Raw genomic sequence first — 16687 nt, forward strand, 5'->3', positions numbered from 1 at the left:
CGGCCCTTTGACTTAGTGGATTAATACAACGTGCTGGATAGAATTAAAGTCTGTTTTACCGAAAGCATCCAAACCCAGATCGCGGCGGCGGAAGCGTTGCCTGACGCCATTTCCCGCGCTGCGATGACGCTGGTTCAATCCTTACTCAACGGCAACAAAATCCTGTGCTGCGGCAACGGCACCTCGGCGGCCAACGCACAGCACTTCGCCGCCAGCATGATCAACCGTTTTGAAACCGAGCGCCCCAGCCTGCCGGCCATCGCCCTCAACGCCGACAACGTGGTGCTGACCGCGATCAGCAACGATCGCCTGCACGACGAAGTGTACGCCAAGCAGGTGCGCGCGCTCGGGCACACCGGCGACGTGCTGCTGGCGATTTCCACCCGCGGCAACAGCCGTGATATTGTGAAAGCGGTCGAAGCGGCCGTGACCCGCGATATGACCATCGTCGCGCTCACCGGCTACGACGGCGGCGAGCTGGCCGGGTTGCTCGGCCAACAGGATGTCGAGATCCGCATCCCGTCGCACCGCAGTTCGCGCATTCAGGAAATGCATATGCTGACCGTAAACTGCCTGTGCGACCTGATAGACAATACGTTATTCCCCCACCAGGACGATTAAGGAACTGAGATGAAGCTAAAAGCCACATTTGCAGTGCTGTCCAGCGCCCTGCTGTTGCAAGGCTGTATCGCCGGCGTCGTCGTCGGCAGTGCGGCCGTCGCGACCAAAACCGCCACCGACCCGCGCAGCGTCGGGACCCAGGTGGATGACGGCACGCTGGAAGCCAGGGTCGAAAGCGCCCTGAGCAAAGACCAGCAGTTGAAGAAAGATGCCCGGGTAGTCGCCACCGCTTATCAGGGCAAGGTGCTGTTGACCGGCCAGTCGCCTAACGCCGATCTCACCGCGCGCGCCAAGCAGATCGCCATGGGCGTGGAAGGCACGACCGAAGTGTATAACGAAATCCGTCAGGGCACGCCGGTCAGCCTGAGCACCGCGTCCTCCGACACCTGGATCACCACCAAGGTGCGTTCGCAGCTGCTCACCAGCGATACGGTGAAGTCGTCCAACGTGAAAGTGACTACCGAAAATGGCGAAGTGTTCTTGCTGGGCCTGGTCACGCAGCAGGAAGGGCAGTCTGCGGCGCAGATCGCCAGCCAGGTCAGCGGCGTGAAGCACGTCACCACCGCCTTTACCTATGTGAAATGATCCTTCAGGCAAGGGGCCTTCCCCTTGCCGCTTTTCTGTACGCCTCCCCCTGTTTTACCCTGGTTTAATGAGCCGCGTTTAAAGTAATCTCTCACTTCATTACGGATAAAATTCAAATGGACAGAATTTTAATCGGTTTTCTCACTGCCGTTTCTTTATTCACCGCCGGAGTTTCCGCCGCCAATCCCACACAGGAGGCGCCCCGCGCCGAACATGCCCCGGCTCCGATGGTCAATCAAACCGTTGCTACTGAAGGCGCGATCACGGTCGACCAGGTAAAAATCAATTATCAGGCGCAAACCGGGGTGCTGGAATTGAGCAGAGATGATCCGGAAGATCCCGTGACCGGCATGTTCTATGTTGCGTATTTCAAAAAGAATGAGAATAAGAACGAGAGCAGGCCGATTACCTTTATCTACAACGGCGGGCCGGGCTCCGCCTCGCTGTGGCTGCATATGGGGGCGCTGGGGCCTAAACGGGTTATCGCTACTCAGCCAGAGAAAACACAGCTGGCGCCTTACCAACTCACCGATAACCAATACAGTCTGCTCAACGTCAGCGATCTGGTGTTTATCGATGCCCCCGGAACGGGTTACAGCCGCTTTTCCAGCAGTGCCGCCAGCCAGCCGGAGAGAGCGCAGCAAAAAGCACAGAGTGCCAGCAACGTCTATGGCGTCAACGGCGATGCTCAGGCTTTTTCTCAATTTATCGTTCAGTTTTTAACGCATTACCAACGCTGGAACTCACCTAAATATTTATTGGGTGAAAGCTACGGCACTACCCGCTCGGTGGTATTGGCCGAGACGCTAAAAAATCAGAATATCGATCTTAACGGTATTATCCTGATGTCGCAGTTTCTGAACTACGACAATAACGTCGACGATCCCAATCAAAACCCTGGCGTCGATCAACCTTACTATCTGGCGCTCCCAACCTACGCAGCCAGCGCATGGTACCACCAGCGGCTGCCGGGCAAACACCAGAGCCTGAAAACCCTGTTAGACCAGGCCGAGCAGTTTGCGCTGGGGACTTATGCCCCAGCCTTGCTGCAAGGTACCAATCTGCCTGAAAAAGATCGCCAAACGCTCGCCGAGCAGCTTTACCAATTTACCGGCATTCCGGCCGATTATTGGCTCAAGGCCAATTTGCGCCTGAGTGGACCGGTCTTCGCCAAGCAACTGTTGCGCAGCCAAGACGAGACCATTGGCAGAATCGATACCCGCTATCGTGGGCCGTCGCTGGATAATATCGCTGAAACGTCCAACTACGATCCCAACGTCAGTGCAATTACTTCCGCCTACGTCGCGCAATTCCACGATTATCTTGGCAAAACGCTGCATTTTAGCGCCGACCAAAACTATCGCGCATTTTCCAATGAGGTCTATGACTGGAACATGTCCAGCAACAGCCGGGACAGATCATTTAACGTGTTGCCGAACCTGTCGCGAGTGATGAAAATGACTCCGACAATGAGAGTGATGGTGATTGGCGGGGTTTACGACCTGGCCACCCCTTACTTCGTCGCCAAATATGAGATGAGCCATCTGCCCGTGTCGCCCAAATTACGCGACAATATCCGTTTCTATTGGTATGACACCGGGCATATGCCGTACGTGGATGAACTATCGCTTAAAAAGATGCACGCGGATTTAACTGCATTTATCAGCGAAAAGCCCTGATGCGGCATTAGCCACCGAAGAGAGGGATACCTTGCCCGAAAGCAGGGTATCGCCCGCTTAATCCAGCTTGTTCTCGCGTAAAAACGTTTCCCCGCCCAGCTGCCGCATTTGGCGCATGATCCACTGTTGACGCTGCACCACATAGCCGGAAGGCGCCTCGGCCCTGAAGCGGTGCGGATTCGGCAATACCGCCGCCAGCAGCGCCGCTTCGGCCGCGGTCAGGCGCTTGGCCGGCTTATGGAAAAAGCGCTGTGAAGCCTCTTCCACGCCGAACACCCCGTCGCCGAACTCCACGATGTTCAGATACACCGTCAGAATGCGTCGCTTGGTCCACACCAGCTCGATGCCCGACGTCAGCCCAGCCTCCAACCCTTTGCGCAGCCAGCTGCGGCCATCCCACAGAAACAGGTTCTTGGCGGTCTGCTGCGACAGCGTGGACGCGCCGCGGATGCGCGTCGGGCGCTTCTCGTTGTGGCTGAGCGCCTTTTCAATGGCCGCCACATCGAAGCCCCAATGGTCTGGAAACTTCTGATCTTCCGCCGCCATCACCGCCAGCACCATCTGCGGCGAAATGTCGTCCATCGACACCCAGTCCGAATGAGCGACGTAGCCGAAGTCGCCGCTCAGCCAGGCGCTGATCTGCCGCTCCACCATCACGGCGGAAAACGGCACCGGCAGGAAGGCGAAGGCCACAATGCCCAACACCCACAGGCCGATAATCGCGATGACGCCGCGTTTCAGCCAATACCACGGACGCAGCCGCCGCCATCCGCCGACCGATTTGCTCATTCAGCCAGTTCCAGCACCCGCGCCACCAGTTTATCGATGCCGACGGCCGCCTGCGCGATCGACGGTGCCAGCATATAGGCCGGCGTGGTCACGATCTTGTGCTCGCTGTCCACCACGATGTCGTCCACCGGGCAAATCACCGGCTCGCCGCCCATGGCGTCAATCACTTCTCCCAGGTCGGGATCGTTGCCAATGGTCAGCCGCGCTTGTTGATCGAGCAGCTTCGGCAACAGCGCCGGTGCGATGCACATCAGGCCAATTGGTTTGTTGGCCTTATGCATCTCGCGCGTCAGACGCGCCAACGTTTCATCGACCCAACATTCCGCGCCGGCCTCGGCGAAATTGCTGAGATTCTTGGCGGCGCCAAAGCCGCCGGGCACAATCAGCGCATCCAGCTGCGCGGCCTCGGCCAGCGCCAACGGCTGCACTGCGCCGCGGGCAATGCGCGCCGATTCAATCAGGACGTTGCGCGATTCCGCCATCTCCTCACCAGATAAGTGATTAATAACATGGCGTTGCGGTTTATCAGGCGCAAAACACACCGCCTGCGCGCCGGCACGGTCCAGCGCCAGCAGCGTCAGCACCGCTTCGTGGATCTCCGTACCGTCATAAACGCCGCTGCCGCTGAGGACTACACCCACCTTTTTCATCACTCTTACTCCTGTCGCTGCTGTCAACTGGTTCGTGCTCGGAGTTGACAAACACTAATCTACATCACACATTTTAATGAATCTTCTAACAAGAGCGCTTACATTTGCTATGTTGTTGGCTGTATGATGTTTAGGAATTCGCTACAACCTGCTCGACCAGAACACTGAAACCAATACGCAGGTTCACAATTTCCCTGGTGTTGGCGCAATATTCGCGCACCCCGGCTCACGTCGGGGTCATTTTTTTTCAGCGTTCTCTACCCAAGCCCGCAGTACCTGCACGTCGTTACGCCACTCTTGCTTCAGCTCATCTACCCAGTCCTGCACGTTATCCCACCAGGCCGGCAGCGTCGGCGTTTGAATCTGTTGCGCCAACTGCTGCAGGTGACGCAGGCCGACCGAACCGGCGGCGCCCTTGATCTTGTGCCCTTCCTCGGTGATGCCTTTCTGATCGCGCGCCGTCATGTTGGAATCCAGCACCGCCAGATAACCCGGCATCATCTGTTCGAACATCTCCAGACTTTGATGGATCAACTGCGGACCAACCAGGTCCATGTACTGCTCCAGCATCGCGGTATCGAGTAACGACTCATTAATCTGCATCGCCTTGTGCTCCGTTTTCTTAGAAGTGTGAGAAGGTTGATGATCCCAATAGTGTTTGATGACCTTGGTCAGCGCCGGCACCGACAGCGGCTTGCTCAGCACATCGTCCATGCCCGCCTCGAGATACTCTTTTTTGTCTTTCAGCACGTTGGCGGTCAGGGCCACCAACGGCGGCAGCGCCTGCCCGGCGTAACGCTCGCGCAGCGCCCGGGCGATATCCAGCCCGGTCATGTCCGGCAGTTGGATGTCCAGCAGCACCAGATCGAACTCGTCCGGATCGAACATCGCCAGCGCGTCGTGGCCGTTCATCGCCACCTCGACGCTGTTGCCCAGCTTCTCCAGCACCGAGCGCGCCACGATCACGTTCAGTTCGATATCTTCCACCAGCAGGATGTGCAGCGCCGGCAACGGCAGCTCCTCTTCCTCCGGCGCCGCGCTGACGGCTTCCTGCACCGCCGGCGCCTTGATGGTCAAAGTGAAGCAAGAACCGTGCCCTTGTTCGCTGCGCACGGTAATGTCGCCGCCCATGCTCTGCGCCAGCCGTTTGGAGACCGCCAGCCCGATGCCGGTGCCGGTGGCCGGACGGCCGCCGCGCTGATCTTTCACCTGATAATACATGGCGAAGATCTTGTCCTGCTCGTCCTGCGGGATGCCCATGCCCGAGTCTTCCACTTCGAACACCAGCTTCTCCTGCGCCTCGCGCCGCACGCGCACCACAATTTGCCCCTGCTGGGTAAATTTCACCGCGTTGCCGATCAGGTTCCACAAGATCTGCCGCAGGCGCGTGCCGTCGGTCACGATCTGCTGCGGCAGCGGCGTCTGCGGCTCCATGATGAACTGCAGCCCTTTCGGCTGCGCCAGCAGGCCCGAGAGATTCTCCAGATCCGCCAGGAATCCGGTGAAGTCCACCGGCTGGTTGTCGAGCTGCACCTTGCGCCGCTCGAGCTTGTCCATTTCGATAATGTCGTTGAAGATATTGCCGAGGGTGATGGCGCTGACGTGAATGGTCTTCAGGTATTTCAGCTGCTCGTCGTTCAGCTCGGTATCAAGCAAAATGCGGCTCAGGCCGACGATGCCGTTAAGCGGCGTACGCAGCTCGTGGCTGATCGTGGAGATAAAGGTGGTCTTCTCCCTGCTGGCGTTCTCCAGCGCGTCCTGGTAGCGCTTACGCTCGGTAATATCGCGGCCGAAGCCCATCAGCCCGTGGCGTTTGCCCACCCGGTCGTAAAACGGGACCTTGCGCAGCTCGAAACAGGCCTTGCGGCCGTCGGGATACACCAGCCACTGTTCGTAGGTCAGCGAAACGTTGTGGCGGAACACCTTCTCGTCGGTCTCAATGACCTTTTCGGCGATCTCCTGGCCGTAGACGTCGAACGGCGTCAGGCCGATCAGCTGTTTCTCGCTTTTGCCGGTCAGCAGTTCCATCGCGCGGTTACAGCCGGAAAACTCTTTATCTTCGTTGCGGTAGTAGACCAAATCCGGCGAGGCATCGAGGAAGGAACGCAGCAGCGCCGATTGCTGGCCCAGCTCAATCTGCGCCTGCTCGCGCTGCTCCATCTCTTCCGTCAGCTTTTCCATCACCTGCAGGCGCTCTTCTTCCGCTTTGATACGGTCGGCGATCTCCTGATTCAGCTGGCTGATATTGTCTTTGAGCTGCTGATTAAGCTCCAGATCGCGGTGGCGCATCTCTTCCAGCTTGTCCACCAGCCGCGCCAGCCGTTGGCGCGACTCTTCCAGCTGTTCCACCACCACCGAGAGAAAGTAGACCGCCCACGGGGTGATCAACAGACCGAAGAAGATTGAACGCACCACGTCGATGCTTTCCACTTCGCCGCGCAGCAGCATGGTCACCGCCATCTGCACCACCATCGCCAGCACCACCAGCGCCGAGGCCAGCAGCAGCGAGAAGCGCACCAACCCCAGTTTCACCATTAAATCAACGTAGTACTGGGCCAACACCCGGATTTGCTTCATAGCGGCTCCCATCAGACACAATCTTTTGAATCATACCGTAAAACCGCAATGAGATAAGGCGGCAAACGCCGAAGTGTGGCAAAGATTGCACTTCAGAGCGGCATTCCGGGGCGGTAGCGCCGCTTTTCATCCAGCGCGCTGCCCTGCCCGCCGTATTGCTGCAGATAAGCACCGACCGCCTGCATGCCGCTCCAGCGGTTTTCGCACCACAGCGGCGCCAGCAGCGTCGGCCGACGGGCGCTGGCGGAAAGACGGTGGTACACCACCTCGCCCGGCGTATGGCGGATCATCTCCCCGGCGCTGGCGGCGTAAGCTTCCAGCGCCAGTTCGGGCAACCGCCCGGCATGCCACGCCCGCGCCAGGGTACTGCCGGTGACGACGTGCAGCGGATGCAGTTTGATGCCATCCACGCCGGTCTCCGTCACCCGCTGCAGCGTGAGCAGATGATCGCGCTGAGTTTCTCCCGGCAGCCCGACGATCAGATGGCAGCACACCTTCAGCCCGCGCTGCCGGGCCAGTCGCGCAGTCTGCTGATAACAGCGAAAATCATGGCCGCGGTTGATGCGCTTCAGCGTTTTCTCGTGCGCCGTCTGCAGCCCCAGCTCCAGCCACACTTCATAGCCTTGCTCGCGGTATCCCGTCAGCAGATCCAGCGCGGCGGGTGGCACGCAGTCCGGCCGGGTGCCGACGCACAGGCCGACCATGGCGCTCTGCGCCAACGCCTGCCGATACATCGTCTCCAGCCGTTCAACCTCCGCATAGGTGCTGGTATAGGCCTGGAAATAGGCCAGATAGCGCCGCGCCCGATCGGCCCGCGCGGCCTGCTGCGCCAGCTGTTCGGCAATGCTCTGGCGTTGCATCGCTTCATCGGCGAACGAGGCGACATTGCAGAACGTACAGCCGCCGCGCCCCAACGTGCCGTCGCGGTTAGGGCAGCTGAATCCGCCGTGCAGCGTGAGTTTATGGATCTTTTCGCCATAGCGGCGCTGGAGATCCGCGCCAAACATATTGACTAATTGCGGCAACTGCATAATCTTGGTGGTTCTCTGTGTTCAAAGCCGCGATGCTAATAAGAAACGGTTTTTCCCGCGATGACAGAGATCAACGCTTTCCCCGCAAGGCGCCATCAGGCATAACTATTCATCATAAACGCAAATCAATTCACTCTAATTCTGATGAATTATTCTAATCGTCACGCAACCGTTAACGGCAATATGACAACACGGTGAAAAATAGTCATAAACATCAGCCAAGCAATATCTTATAGAATAAAATTCTGGCATTACCCCCCGCACTAGCATGGTGCAGAGATTAAGGGGTTGCACTATAGTGAGACAGCTCACACTTCTGCAAGGATCGGCGTTGCCCCACGATAGTGCAAAAATGCATTAAATTACTTATTTATCAAATAAATAAACATCATTAATTCGATAAGAATCTATCTTAAGCCCACATTTGACCTGCGAATTCTTTCTCGCTAAGTTGGAAGTCCGCTGGAAGCTTTCTGGACGGGCAAACGTCTCGTCATATTTATGCAGTAATTGAAGACTCCCTCTTAAAACAAGTCCTATACCACTTGTGAGACCGTCACGAGAGGCCATTGATGGAGGGCGGAAAAGCAGATTGGCGGGGTTAACTTGCTGATTGGACTTCTGCCTGAAATTGGGAAGCCCCCTCGCAGTAGGTTGTGAGAGTCACGCAGAGCCTGGGGAGGTTCACGATATGTTGTACGATAAATCCCAAGAGAGGGACAACTGTGGTTTCGGCCTGATCGCCCATATAGAAGGCGAACCTAGCCACAAGGTGGTGCGCACCGCCATTCACGCGCTGGCCCGCATGCAGCACCGCGGCGCGATCCTCGCCGACGGCAAGACCGGCGACGGCTGCGGCCTGTTGCTGCAAAAACCCGATCGTTTCTTCCGCATGGTGGCGGAAGAGCGCGGCTGGCGTTTGGCCAAGAACTACGCCGTCGGCATGATGTTCCTCAGCCAGAATGAAGAGGAAGCGCGCATCAGCCGCCGCATCGTGGAAGAAGAGCTGCAAAACGAAACGCTGTCGATCGTCGGCTGGCGCGAAGTGCCGACCAACCCGGACGTGCTGGGTGAAATCGCCCTCTCCTCCCTGCCGCGCATCGAGCAAATCTTCGTTAACGCCCCGGCCGGCTGGCGCCCGCGTGATATGGAGCGCCGCCTGTTCGTGGCGCGTCGCCGCATCGAGAAACGCGTGGAGGACGACAGTTTTTACGTCTGCAGCTTCTCTAACCTGGTGACGATCTATAAAGGCCTGTGCATGCCTGCGGATCTGCCGCGCTTCTATCTCGATCTGGCGGACCTGCGCCTGGAGTCGGCCATTTGCCTGTTCCACCAGCGCTTCTCCACCAACACCGTGCCGCGCTGGCCGCTGGCGCAGCCGTTCCGCTACCTGGCGCACAACGGCGAAATCAACACCATCACCGGCAACCGCCAGTGGGCGCGCGCCCGTACCTATAAATTCCAAACACCGCTGATCCCGGATCTGCAGGCCGCCGCGCCGTTCGTCAACGAAACCGGCTCCGACTCCAGTTCGCTGGACAACATGCTGGAGCTGCTGCTGGCGGGCGGGATGGATCTCATCCGCGCCATGCGCCTGCTGGTGCCGCCGGCCTGGCAGAACAACCCGGACATGGACGGCGATCTGCGCGCCTTCTTCGACTTCAACTCGATGCACATGGAGCCGTGGGACGGCCCGGCCGGCATCGTGATGTCCGACGGCCGCTACGCCGCCTGTAACCTCGATCGCAACGGCCTGCGCCCGGCGCGCTACGTGATCACCAAAGACAAGCTGATTACCTGCGCCTCCGAAGTCGGCATCTGGGATTACCAGCCGGATGAAGTGGTGGAAAAAGGCCGCGTCGGCCCCGGCGAGCTGATGGTGATCGACACCCGCAGCGGCCGCATCCTGCACTCGGCGGAAACCGATAACGATCTGAAAAGCCGCCACCCGTATAAAGAGTGGATGGAGAAAAACGTCAAACGCCTAGTGCCGTTCGAAGATCTGCCGGACGATCAGGTCGGCAGCCGCGAGCTCGACGACGCGCAGCTCGAAACCTATCAGAAACAGTTCGGCTACAGCAGTGAAGAGCTGGATCAGGTGATCCGCGTGCTGGGCGAAATTGGCCAGGAGGCCACCGGTTCGATGGGCGACGATACCCCGTTCGCCGTGCTCTCCAGCCGGCCGCGCATCGTTTACGACTATTTCCGCCAGCAGTTCGCGCAGGTCACCAATCCGCCGATCGATCCGCTGCGTGAAGCGCACGTCATGTCGCTGGCCACCAGCATCGGCCGCGAAATGAACGTGTTCTGCGAAGCCGAAGGCCAGGCGCACCGCCTGAGCTTCAAATCGCCGATCCTGCTGTACTCCGATTTCAAACAGCTCACCACGCTGGAAGGCGAATACTATCGCGCCGAGACGCTCGATCTGACCTTCGATCCGCAGCAGCAGGATCTGGAGCAGACCATTCGCGCCCTGTGCGACGAAGCGGAACGCAAGGTGCGTGAAGGTGCGGTGCTGTTGGTGCTGTCCGACCGCGCCATCGCGCCCGGCCGCCTGCCGGTGCCTGCTCCGATGGCAGTCGGCGCCGTGCAAACCCGCCTGGTGGAAAAAAGCCTGCGCTGCGACGCCAACCTGATCGTTGAAACCGCCAGCGCCCGCGATCCGCACCACTTCGCCGTACTGCTCGGCTTCGGCGCGACCGCCATCTATCCGTATCTGGCCTATGAAACCCTGGCCAAGCTGGTGGACAGCCAGGCGATCGACAAGAAATACCGCGACGTGATGCTGAACTACCGCAACGGCATCAACAAAGGCCTGTACAAGATCATGTCCAAGATGGGCATTTCGACCATCGCCTCTTACCGCTGCTCCAAGCTGTTCGAAGCGGTCGGCCTGCACCGCGATCTAGCGGATCTGTGCTTCCAGGGCGTGGTCAGCCGTATTGGCGGCGCCAGCTTCAGCGATTTCCAGCAGGATCTGCAGAACCTTTCCAAGCGCGCCTGGCTGAAACGCAAACCGCTGGAGCAAGGCGGCCTGCTGAAATTCGTGCACGGCGGCGAATACCACGCCTACAACCCGGACGTGGTGAACTCGCTGCAAAAAGCGGTACACAGCGGCGAGTACAGCGACTATCAGGCTTACGCCAAGCTGGTGAACGAGCGGCCGGTCGCCATGCTGCGCGATCTGCTGGCCATCACGCCGAAAGGCGAACCGATCCCGGTCGATCAGGTCGAACCGGCGGAATCGCTGTTCAAACGCTTCGACACGGCGGCGATGTCGATCGGCGCGCTGAGCCCGGAAGCGCACGAGTCACTGGCGATCGCCATGAACGGCCTCGGCGGCTTCTCCAACTCCGGCGAAGGCGGCGAAGATCCGGCGCGCTACCGCACCAACAAGGTGTCGCGCATCAAACAGGTGGCCTCCGGCCGCTTCGGCGTAACACCGGCCTACCTGGTGAACGCCGACGTGATCCAGATTAAGGTGGCGCAAGGCGCCAAGCCGGGCGAAGGCGGCCAGCTGCCGGGCGACAAAGTCACCCCGTACATCGCCAGACTGCGTTACTCGGTGCCGGGCGTGACGCTGATCTCCCCGCCGCCACACCACGACATCTACTCGATCGAAGATCTGGCGCAGCTGATCTTCGATCTGAAGCAGGTCAACCCGAAGGCGGTGATCTCGGTGAAACTGGTGTCCGAGCCAGGCGTCGGCACCATCGCCACCGGCGTGGCGAAAGCCTATGCCGATCTGATCACCATCGCCGGTTACGACGGCGGCACCGGCGCCAGCCCGCTGTCCTCGGTGAAATATGCCGGCTGCCCATGGGAACTGGGCCTGGTGGAAACCCAGCAGGCGCTGGTGGCCAACGGTCTGCGCCACAAGATCCGCCTGCAGGTGGACGGCGGCCTGAAAACCGGCGTGGACATCGTCAAAGCGGCGATCCTGGGCGCGGAAAGCTTCGGCTTCGGCACCGGGCCGATGGTGGCGCTGGGCTGCAAATACCTGCGCATCTGCCACCTCAACAACTGCGCGACCGGCGTCGCGACTCAGGACGACAAGCTGCGCCGCGATCACTACCACGGCCTGCCGGAACGCGTGACGAATTACTTCCAGTTTATCGCGCGTGAAACCCGCGAGATCATGGCGCAACTGGGCGTGAGCCAGTTGGTGGATCTGATCGGCCGCACCGAGTTCCTGACCGAGCTGGACGGCATCTCCGCCAAGCAGAACAAGCTGGATCTGTCGCCGCTGCTGAAAACCGCCACGCCGCATCCGGGCAAAGCGGTGTACTGCACCGAAAGCAGCAACCCGGCGTTCGACAAGGGCCTGCTGAACAAAGAGCTGCTGGCGCAGGCGCAGCCGCATATCGAAGCGAAACAGGGTAAAACCTTCTACTTCGACATTCGCAACACAGACCGCTCCGTGGGCGCCATGCTGTCCGGCGCTATCGCCAACGTGCACGGCGATCAGGGCATGGCGGCCGATCCGATCAAGGCGCACTTCTCCGGCACCGCCGGGCAGAGCTTCGGCGTCTGGAACGCCGGCGGCGTCGAGCTGACCCTGACCGGCGACGCCAACGACTATGTCGGCAAAGGCATGGCCGGCGGCAGCATCGCGGTGCGTCCGCCGATCGGCTCCGCCTTCCGCAGCCATGAAGCCAGCATCGTCGGCAACACCTGCCTGTACGGCGCCACCGGCGGCAAGCTGTTCGCCGCCGGCCGCGCGGGCGAGCGTTTCGCGGTGCGCAACTCCGGCGCCATCACCGTGGTGGAAGGCATCGGCGACAACGGCTGCGAATACATGACCGGCGGCATCGTCTGCGTGCTGGGTAAAACCGGCATCAACTTCGGCGCCGGCATGACCGGCGGCTTCGCCTACGTGCTGGACGAAGACGGCGAGTTCCGCAAGCGCGTGAACCCGGAGCTGGTGGAAGTGCTGGATGTCGATCAGTTGGCGATCCATGAGGAGCATCTGCGCGGCCTGATCACCGAACACGTGCAGGCGACCGGCTCTTCCCGCGCGGAAGAGATCCTGGCCAACTGGCCCGAGTGGGCGCCGAAGTTCGCCCTGGTCAAACCGAAGTCCAGCGATGTCAAAGCGCTGTTGGGTCACCGTAGCCGTTCCGCAGCCGAGCTGCGGGTGCAGGCGCAGTAAGAGGTAGGTCATTAATGAGCCAGAACGTTTATCAATTTATCGACCTGCAGCGTGTTGATCCGCCTAAGAAACCGCTGAAGATCCGCAAAATCGAGTTCGTCGAGATCTACGAACCGTTTTCGGAAACCCAGGCCAAAGCCCAGGCGGACCGCTGTCTGTCCTGCGGCAACCCGTATTGCGAGTGGAAGTGCCCGGTGCACAACTACATCCCGAACTGGCTGAAGCTGGCCAACGAAGGCCGCATCATGGAAGCGGCGGACCTGGCGCATCAGACCAACAGCCTGCCGGAGGTGTGCGGCCGCGTATGCCCGCAGGATCGCCTGTGCGAAGGGTCTTGCACCCTGAACGACGAGTTCGGCGCGGTCACCATCGGCAATATCGAGCGTTACATCAGCGATAAGGCCATCGAAATGGGCTGGAAGCCGGACATGTCGCACGTGCAGCCGACCGGCAAGCGCGTGGCGATCGTCGGTGCCGGCCCCGCCGGGTTGGCCTGCGCTGACGTGCTGACCCGCAACGGCGTCAAAGCGGTGGTGTATGATCGTCATCCTGAGATCGGCGGTCTGCTGACCTTCGGCATCCCGGCCTTCAAGCTGGAAAAGGAAGTGATGGTCAAACGCCGCGGCATCTTCAGCGAGATGGGCATAGAGTTCCAGCTGAATACCGAAGTGGGCAAAGACGTCAGCATGGAGACTTTGCTGAGCGAGTACGATGCGGTGTTCCTCGGCGTCGGCACCTATCAATCGATGCGTGGCGGGCTGGAGAATGAGGAAGCGCAGGGCGTGTACGACGCGCTGCCGTTCCTGATCGCCAACACCAAGCAGCTGATAGGGTATGAAACCGAGCAGCACGAGCCTTATGTCAGCATGGAAGGCAAACGGGTGGTGGTGCTGGGCGGCGGCGATACCGCCATGGACTGCGTGCGCACCTCGGTGCGTCAGGGCGCGACGCAGGTCACCTGCGCCTACCGCCGCGACGAGGCCAACATGCCGGGCTCCAAGCGCGAAGTGAAGAACGCCCGGGAAGAAGGGGTGGACTTCCAGTTCAACCTGCAGCCGCTGAGCATCGAACTGAACAGCGCCGGCCGCGTGGCCGGGGTGAAAATGGTGCGCACTCAGTTGGGCGCGCCGGATGCCAACGGCCGCCAAGCGGCGGAGCAGGTGCCGGGTTCCGAACACGTGATCGACGCCGACGCGGTGGTGATGGCGTTCGGCTTCCGCCCACACCGTATGGACTGGCTGGCGGCGCACGACGTGCAGCTCGATAAACAGGGCCGCATCGTGGCGCCGGAAGGCAGCGACAACGCATTCCAGACCAGCAACCCGAAAATCTTCGCCGGTGGCGACGCGGTCCGCGGCTCCGACCTGGTGGTGACGGCGATCGCCGAAGGCCGCAAAGCGGCAGACGGCATCATGAACTACCTGGAAGTGTAAACCTTCCGTACCGCCAAAGGCCCGGCACATTGCCGGGCCTTTGTTTTAACCGGCCACGCTTTGTAACAACCTCCCCCCTCCTCACTGCCTCAACGCGCTATAGTATTGAGTTAGCACCATTGCAGGGCGCGGCTGCGCCTGACACCGAGATAAGGATAGCGAACATGAAATGCTCCATTTCCCTGTTGGCCGGCGCACTGCTGGCCGTCAGTTTCAGCGCCTCAGCCCTGGCGCTGGATTCGCAGGAGGTCGGTTACAATATCGAAGCGCGCGGCGCGCGGCCGGTCGTGGCTCAGTTGGGCAAGGCCGGGCAGTTCAGCGCCGTGGAAAACAGTATCCGGTTGGGGGACGACAACTGGATTGCCCTGGCGCCCAAGCTGGCCGGCGGCGGCAATGCCGGATTTACCGCCGGCATTAAATCTGCCCTCTCCGCCGCCCTGATCTACAACCCGGCGGCGGTATTGCAGGCGCTCAACAAAGGCAACGATCTGCCGCTCAATGACATCTGCACCGCGCCGCCGGAAGTGCAAGGCGACACCGCCATCACCAGCTTCCGTGAGCGCGCGGCCCGCGCGCTGTCCACCGTGCGCGTAGGCGATCTCAGCGCGCCGCGCGATGCCTGCATTGCCGCCTTGAAAGGCTGATCCGCTTCGTCCGGGCAAAAAAAAGCACCCCACGGGGTGCTTTTTCGTTTGTTCACGCGGGCTTATTTCACCACGCGCAGCGCCGGGCGGCCACCGCGCGGCGGCTGCGGCGGTTCGTCGTCCGAGCCGTCATCTTCCGCGGTATCCGGGCGATCGCCGTCGATCACCGACATCAACGTTTCCGAAGGGATCGTCTCATTGTCCAAACCTTCGAACACGCCTTCGCTTTCGTCGTAGGCGGCTTCCGGTTCAAACATCGTGCCGGCGCCGTTCTCACGCGCATAAATCGCCAGCACGGCGGCCATCGGCACCGAAACCTGGCGCGGCACGCCGCCGAAGCGCGCGTTGAACTGCACGTCTTCGTTGCCCAACGCCAGGTTGCCTACCGCGCGCGGCGCGATATTCAACACGATCTGGCCATCGCGCGCGAACTCCATCGGCACCTGAACATCAGGGCGAGTCACGTCGACCACCAGGTGCGGCGTCAGCTGGTTATCCAGCAGCCAGTCATAGAACGCCCGCAGCAGATACGGGCGACGCGGCGTCATCTGAGACATGTCCATCGCGCTTAGCCCCGGGTTTGCAGGCGCATTTCACGCTCGGCTTCGGTCAGGGAAGCCAGGAAAGCGTCGCGTTCGAAGACGCGGGTCATGTAGCCTTTCAGCTCTTTGGAGCCGGCGCCGCTCAACTCGATGCCCAGCTGCGGCAGACGCCACAACAGCGGTGCCAGGTAGCAATCCACCAGGCTGAACTCTTCGCTCATGAAATACGGCGCCTGGCCGAAAATAGGCGCGATCGCCAGCAGCTCTTCACGCAGTTGGCGGCGGGCGGATTCTGCTTCCTGACCGCTGCTCTTCTCGATCTTGTCCATCAGCGAGTACCAGTTCTTCTCGATGCGCAGCATCATCAGACGGCTCTCACCACGGGCAACCGGGTAAACCGGCATCAGCGGCGGGTGCGGGAAGCGCTCATCCAGGTATTCCATGATGATGCGGGATTCATACAGGGTCAGTTCGCGATCGACCAGCGTAGGCACCGTCTGGTAAGGGTTGAGGTCAATCAGATCTTGCGGCAGGTTATCCATTTCGACCTGCTCGATCTCGACGCTGACACCTTTCTCCGCCAGTACGATGCGTACTTGATGGCTAAAAATGTCGGTCGGGCCAGAGAACAGCGTCATTACCGAACGTTTGTTGGCAGCGACAGCCATGAAAACCTCCAAGTTATCTAGAAAATACTGCGAATAGCCAACTGACAGGCTGCTATCCTGAATAATCTTGCCGCAGGCCGGCAGCACGCAGCGCGACCCGAACCCATAAAAAAACCGGCCCAGGAGGTCAACTGCACGGCGAACAGGCGCAAAAGTGGGTGATAGTTTACCAGATTTTGCTTGTTTTGTGGGGGCGCTGCGGCGAATTCATGTTGAATTGTCTGATATGCCACAGATTTTAGTCGGGGAAGGCGGATTTCAGGCATAAAAAAACCCGGTGAAGCACCGGGTTTTTTGCGTAAATCGCACTGCCGAA

12 protein-coding genes are annotated in these 16687 nt (G+C 60.0%); 6 read left to right on the top strand and 6 right to left on the bottom strand.

Going from position 1 to position 16687, the window contains the following annotated elements:
- The first annotated feature begins 30 nt into the window (after window positions 1–30).
- The 3 genes from diaA (at window position 31) to ACJ8M3_RS17585 (ending at window position 2885) form a co-directional block, all read left to right on the top strand.
- On the top strand, window positions 31–621 hold the full coding sequence (diaA, locus tag ACJ8M3_RS17575) for a DnaA initiator-associating protein DiaA (protein WP_004937103.1): 591 nt from the start codon (window positions 31–33) through the stop codon (window positions 619–621).
- A 9-nt stretch (window positions 622–630) separates the two neighbouring features.
- Entirely contained in the window at window positions 631–1206 is a 576-nt protein-coding gene (gene dolP, locus ACJ8M3_RS17580) for a division/outer membrane stress-associated lipid-binding lipoprotein (RefSeq protein WP_004937101.1), read from the top strand.
- A 116-nt stretch (window positions 1207–1322) separates the two neighbouring features.
- A complete protein-coding gene (locus ACJ8M3_RS17585; protein ID WP_071845110.1) occupies window positions 1323–2885 on the top strand; it encodes a S10 family peptidase in 1563 nt (520 codons plus the stop codon).
- A gap of 57 nt (window positions 2886–2942) precedes the next feature.
- Here ACJ8M3_RS17585 and mtgA read toward each other — a convergent pair whose 3' ends face one another.
- The 4 genes from mtgA to ACJ8M3_RS17605 all read right to left on the bottom strand — a co-directional run bounded on the left by mtgA (window position 2943) and on the right by ACJ8M3_RS17605 (window position 7932).
- The gene (mtgA, locus tag ACJ8M3_RS17590; RefSeq protein WP_060660211.1) at window positions 2943–3674 is read right to left on the bottom strand and encodes a monofunctional biosynthetic peptidoglycan transglycosylase; all 732 of its coding nucleotides are present in this window, start codon (window positions 3672–3674) and stop codon (window positions 2943–2945) included.
- Window positions 3671–4324, bottom strand: a complete 654-nt coding sequence (elbB, locus tag ACJ8M3_RS17595) for an isoprenoid biosynthesis glyoxalase ElbB (protein ID WP_089197491.1) — start codon at window positions 4322–4324, stop codon at window positions 3671–3673. The genes mtgA and elbB overlap by 4 nt, the downstream gene beginning before the upstream one ends.
- Before the next feature lie 237 nt (window positions 4325–4561).
- The gene (arcB, locus tag ACJ8M3_RS17600) at window positions 4562–6901 is read right to left on the bottom strand and encodes an aerobic respiration two-component sensor histidine kinase ArcB (RefSeq protein WP_033644509.1); all 2340 of its coding nucleotides are present in this window, start codon (window positions 6899–6901) and stop codon (window positions 4562–4564) included.
- A gap of 92 nt (window positions 6902–6993) precedes the next feature.
- Entirely contained in the window at window positions 6994–7932 is a 939-nt protein-coding gene (locus ACJ8M3_RS17605; protein WP_089192282.1) for a TIGR01212 family radical SAM protein, read from the bottom strand.
- A gap of 691 nt (window positions 7933–8623) precedes the next feature.
- On the opposite strand from ACJ8M3_RS17605, the gene gltB reads away from it, so the two are divergent.
- From gltB to ACJ8M3_RS17620, 3 genes are all read left to right on the top strand, one after another.
- Entirely contained in the window at window positions 8624–13084 is a 4461-nt protein-coding gene (gene gltB / locus ACJ8M3_RS17610; protein ID WP_089195220.1) for a glutamate synthase large subunit, read from the top strand.
- Between the two features lie 14 nt (window positions 13085–13098).
- On the top strand, window positions 13099–14517 hold the full coding sequence (locus ACJ8M3_RS17615) for a glutamate synthase small subunit (protein ID WP_089197492.1): 1419 nt from the start codon (window positions 13099–13101) through the stop codon (window positions 14515–14517).
- A gap of 164 nt (window positions 14518–14681) precedes the next feature.
- Window positions 14682–15161: a hypothetical protein gene (locus ACJ8M3_RS17620; protein ID WP_033644504.1), complete on the top strand. Its 480-nt coding sequence runs from the start codon at window positions 14682–14684 to the stop codon at window positions 15159–15161.
- Window positions 15162–15223: 62 nt separating this feature from the next.
- On the opposite strand, the gene sspB is transcribed toward ACJ8M3_RS17620, so the two are convergent.
- Together sspB and sspA are read right to left on the bottom strand one after the other, a co-directional pair.
- Window positions 15224–15724: a ClpXP protease specificity-enhancing factor gene (gene sspB, locus ACJ8M3_RS17625; protein ID WP_033644502.1), complete on the bottom strand. Its 501-nt coding sequence runs from the start codon at window positions 15722–15724 to the stop codon at window positions 15224–15226.
- A gap of 5 nt (window positions 15725–15729) precedes the next feature.
- Window positions 15730–16371, bottom strand: a complete 642-nt coding sequence (gene sspA / locus ACJ8M3_RS17630; protein ID WP_004937082.1) for a stringent starvation protein SspA — start codon at window positions 16369–16371, stop codon at window positions 15730–15732.
- Window positions 16372–16687: the final 316 nt, after the last annotated feature.

Origin of the sequence: Serratia sp. CY55921 (genome assembly GCF_052167655.1) — a bacterium.
Lineage (GTDB): Bacteria > Pseudomonadota > Gammaproteobacteria > Enterobacterales > Enterobacteriaceae > Serratia > Serratia ureilytica.